Origin of the sequence: Arthrobacter sp. H14 (assembly GCF_000520495.1) — a bacterium.
Lineage (GTDB): Bacteria > Actinomycetota > Actinomycetes > Actinomycetales > Micrococcaceae > Arthrobacter_C.
This window is the reverse complement of record NZ_AZRX01000499.1, coordinates 1-3759: the sequence shown is the minus strand read 5'-3', so window position 1 is coordinate 3759 and position 3759 is coordinate 1. Positions and strand designations below refer to the sequence as shown.

The following is a 3759-nucleotide window of genomic DNA, read 5'->3' as shown; positions in this document are numbered from 1 at the left end:
AGCTGGAAACACTCGCACTCGCGAAGAAAGCCGCGCCAATCAAACCCGTCAACCGGGCCTGGAACGCCTAACCCTCCCGGAGGTTTTCCTATGAGGCAACGAAACCCGCTATCCGGAGGTTCTCAAATGAGGCAACGTATTATTCTTCCCGGAGGTATTGCAATGAGGCAACAGGGGGTCGGTGAAACGGCCTCCTTCGCGTCCGGATTTACTGCCCACCATGCCGAACACGCTGCGCGCCACGTGTCCAGGTCATCAAGAGAACCCGTCACCTGCACTTTCGACCCCTGTACATAAGCGCTTGAGCCGCCGCAGTTGTGCTTCCCGCCGGAGACTTCTATTTCCGGATACGGCTCGAACAGACCCCGCAGGTCAGCCAGTATGTACCGTGGCCGTTCTGCGGCACATGCCGCAAGAATCGTCTCAAGCGTATCCACACCGGTGAGGACTACGGCGGTATCGATGCCGGAGTTGTTGCCGCCCAGAATATCGGTGTCCAACCGGTCGCCGACAATGAGCGCATGCTTAGCCTGGAGCCGCTCCACCGCAGCGCTGAAAAGCGGTGCCCGGGGCTTGCCCGCCACATCGGGTACCTGACCGGTGGCGGCCTGGACGGCAGCGACCAACGACCCGTTTCCCGGGGCAATTCCGCGCTCATTAGGAACAGTCATGTCGGTGTTGGTCGCCACCCATAAGGCGCCGCCGGCCACCGCGAAAGAGGCCTCGGCCAGCGCTGTCCATCCGATACCGGGATCAAACCCTTGCACGACGGCGTCGGGTTGCTCCTCGGCGGACCATACGACGGACATCCCAACCAGCTCGACCTCGGCTGCAAGCGCCTTGCTGCCGGCGACCAGTACTGTACTGCCCGGCTTCAGCTTTTCAGCAAGCAGCCGGGCGCCGGCCTGCGCGGAGGTGATGACCTGTTCCTCGGTTGCCGGAGCACCCAACGAACTCAGGTGCTCAGCGACCGTCGCCGGTGAACGCGAAGCGTTGTTGGTGATATAGCCGAGTTCGACGTCGAAGTCCGCCAGCCGTTTGAGCGACTCAACCGCCCCACCAATGGCGGCCGGACCGGCATAGACCACGCCGTCAAGATCCGCCAGCAATGCGTCGTAATTGCTGATCAGCGCCCGCCCCGTCATCGTTGTGCGGAATCTCCGGTAGGCCTGCCTGCTGGACGTGTATCCACCGGTTCCTCATCGTCGTCGCCACTTAAGTCGATAATGTCCGGGTCTTCAAAATCACCCACGCCCAGCGCGTCTTCGGCGACGAATGCCTGCCGGCGCCACTTCTCCGCGTCATCCGGTTTCCGGACGGCATCCAAGGCGTCAGCGTATGCCCGGAACAGCCGCGGGCTGAACGAGAACGCACGATTGCGGTCCAATTGAGGAATTTCCAGTGCCGTCACGGCGGCGTCGTACTGTTCCAGGTCGGCCCGTGCGCCCGAGGCGACTATGGCGAGCTCCACCTTCCCCGCGGTGTTCAGCTCGTTGGCTTCCTCCGAGCGCGCCATCTCCAGAGCCCGGTCGGGGCGGCCCAGACCGCGTTCGCAGTCAGCCATAACGGGCAGATGCTCGTTGGACCCGGTAATACGGCGGAACGTGCGGAACTCCCTGAGTGCGTCGCCGTACCGCCCTGCCGCATAAGCCGTCAGCCCGACAGCCTCGCGGACCAGCGCCATTCGCCCACCCCGCCTGCTGGCGGCGAGGGCATGTTCGAAGGCAAGCTCCGGATCTTCGTCGATGAGCCGGCCGGCCATCACCAGGTGTTTCGACACCCATTCAGCATTCTGCTCTTCCAGATTGCGCAGTTGCGCCCTGGTAACCCGGTCCAGCTCTTGGCCTGTGACGTCGGGGTCGATGTCCGGGGAGCGCGGCCGGTCATCCCGGTTCGAGCTCCGCAGGTCCCGGGCATTATGCGTCGACGCCGGTCGTTCCGCGCGCTCCGTTCGTCCGTCCCTGCCGGGCTGTCCGGTCCGCCCGCTGCGGGCGCCGTCAGGCTTTCCCCGGCCGGAACCGCCGGGCCGCCCGCTGCCTCCAGTCGGGCCATTGGCTCCGCGGCCACCCCGTCCGTCCGAGCCTCGTCGGTTGTTTTCCGCCATGCCAGTCTCCTCTCTTTGTGAGCTGACTACCTGACACAGTCTCAGCTGCTCGACCCTATGGAGGTTTAAGTTTGTGGGACGCAGAAGTGCGCCTCACCTAGTTTAGCGGCCTAGGCAGGGCCGCCCATAAACCGGACATAGCGATCCAGAATGCCGGGCCATCCAGCCAGGTATTTGGTCCTTGCAGCGGTGGCCTCCGGCAGGTTTCCCCATCCGGTGTGCGTGAGCGTCAGCTCAGTTCCGGATGACGCCGGTGCATCCGCCTCCGGCGCCGCCGGCTCCGTACTGCGCGAAGGCTTGAACGTGAGTTGCACCTCAGTGGCCTGCAGCGGGTTTGCTCCCGGATGCCAGCTAAAAGACAGGTACGACGGCGGGTCGGAAGACAGGACGGTGCCCCAACTGATCATCTGGTCACCTGCTGACGTCTCCACCAGTTCGCCGCCTTCGAAGTCGATAAACGCGTCCTCGCCAGAGACGCTGTATTCGGCCATCGGCCACCAAAGGTGGATATGCTCAGTCCAGCCGAGGAAGGCCTGCTCAGGCTCGGCAGCTACGGTCCGGGCAATCTCGATCGGCGGCAGCGGGCCGCTCTCTTCCCTCGGTTCTTCGGGCGCGTGCGAAAAGATATCGCTCATCCGTCGAGTCTAACCGCCGGCCCACATAGAGTGTCGATATGGACAGGAGTGTCGATATGGACAGCACCTACCTCGCGGAAACATTCTCCACAACGTATCCCATCCTCAACGCCCCGATGGCTGGAGCTGCCGGCGGACGGCTCGCCGCAGCGGTCTCCTCGGCCGGCGGCTTGGGCATGGTTGGCTTCGGCGGTGATGCCTCCCCGGAATGGATCGACCGTGAACTGGCCATCGCCGGAGAATCCGGACGGCCCTGGGGCGTCGGCCTTATGGCGTGGACGCTGAAGGACGATCTTGCTCCCCTGCACCGCGCCTTGCATCACGGTCCGGCGCTGGTTTCCATCAGTTTCGGTGATCCACGCCCCGCCCTCGACATGGTGAAGGAGGCAGGAGCGGTCAGTGCCATGCAGGTTGGCAGTCAGACTGAACTTAACCAGGCGCTTGAGTACGACGCCGACATCATCGTGGTGCGCGGAGCTGAAGGTGGAGGGCATGGCAGAAACGACGTCGGCACGCTGCCGCTCCTGCAGCTTGCAGTGCAGAACACTTCAAAGCCAGTACTCGCGGCGGGCGGCATTGCCACAGCTAATGGAGTTGCTGCGGTACTGGCGGCCGGCGCCGCCGGCGCATGGATCGGCACAAGGTTTACGACTGTTCAGGAGTCTTCGATGCCCGGAACAGCCAAAGCTGCCATCGAGCGGGCAACAATGGATAACACCGTCTATACCCGGTCCTTCGACATCGCGCAGAAGCTGGACTGGCCGCCTCAATATGGAGGGCGTGCCGTCTCCAATTCGTTCACCGATGAGTGGGCGGACCGCCCCGACGAGTTGCAGAAGAGCTTGTCCTCCAGCGGGATAACGGAACGAATGCGCCAGGCACGTAAGTCAGGCGATACAGAGATGGCTCCGGTCTATGCCGGACAGGCTGCAGGCTTGACCCGGAATGGCGAAACCGCGGCCGACGTCGTGACCGACTTGGCGGGATACCGCCGGCTCCTTGCCGAGGCCGCAGCCGCCT

4 protein-coding genes are annotated in these 3759 nt (G+C 63.7%); 1 reads left to right on the top strand and 3 read right to left on the bottom strand.

The annotated features are described in order from the left end of the window. Positions 1–122 precede the first annotated feature (122 nt). From Y707_RS0101910 to Y707_RS28705, 3 genes are all read right to left on the bottom strand, one after another. On the bottom strand, positions 123–1145 hold the full coding sequence (locus tag Y707_RS0101910) for an HAD-IIA family hydrolase (RefSeq protein ID WP_026533841.1): 1023 nt from the start codon (positions 1143–1145) through the stop codon (positions 123–125). Further along, positions 1142–2104: a hypothetical protein gene (locus Y707_RS32520; protein ID WP_253905026.1), complete on the bottom strand. Its 963-nt coding sequence runs from the start codon at positions 2102–2104 to the stop codon at positions 1142–1144. Before Y707_RS32520 ends, Y707_RS0101910 begins: the two co-directional genes overlap by 4 nt. Positions 2105–2214: 110 nt before the next feature. Beyond that, the gene (locus tag Y707_RS28705) at positions 2215–2739 is read right to left on the bottom strand and encodes an SRPBCC domain-containing protein (protein ID WP_026533840.1); all 525 of its coding nucleotides are present in this window, start codon (positions 2737–2739) and stop codon (positions 2215–2217) included. Between the two features lie 38 nt (positions 2740–2777). Between Y707_RS28705 and Y707_RS0101895 the strand changes: the two genes are divergently transcribed. After that, positions 2778–3759, top strand: a 982-nt coding sequence (locus tag Y707_RS0101895; RefSeq protein ID WP_253905025.1) for an NAD(P)H-dependent flavin oxidoreductase, incomplete at its 3' end; no start/stop codon positions are given.

Excerpts from the sequence above, each read along its gene's own strand:
- Y707_RS0101910 (WP_026533841.1), bottom strand. The coding sequence starts at position 1,145 with ATGACGGGGCGGGCGCTGATCAGCAATTACGACGCATTGCTGGCGGAT.
- Y707_RS28705 (WP_026533840.1), bottom strand. The coding sequence starts at position 2,739 with ATGAGCGATATCTTTTCGCACGCGCCCGAAGAACCGAGGGAAGAGAGC.
- Y707_RS32520 (WP_253905026.1), bottom strand. The coding sequence starts at position 2,104 with ATGGCGGAAAACAACCGACGAGGCTCGGACGGACGGGGTGGCCGCGGA.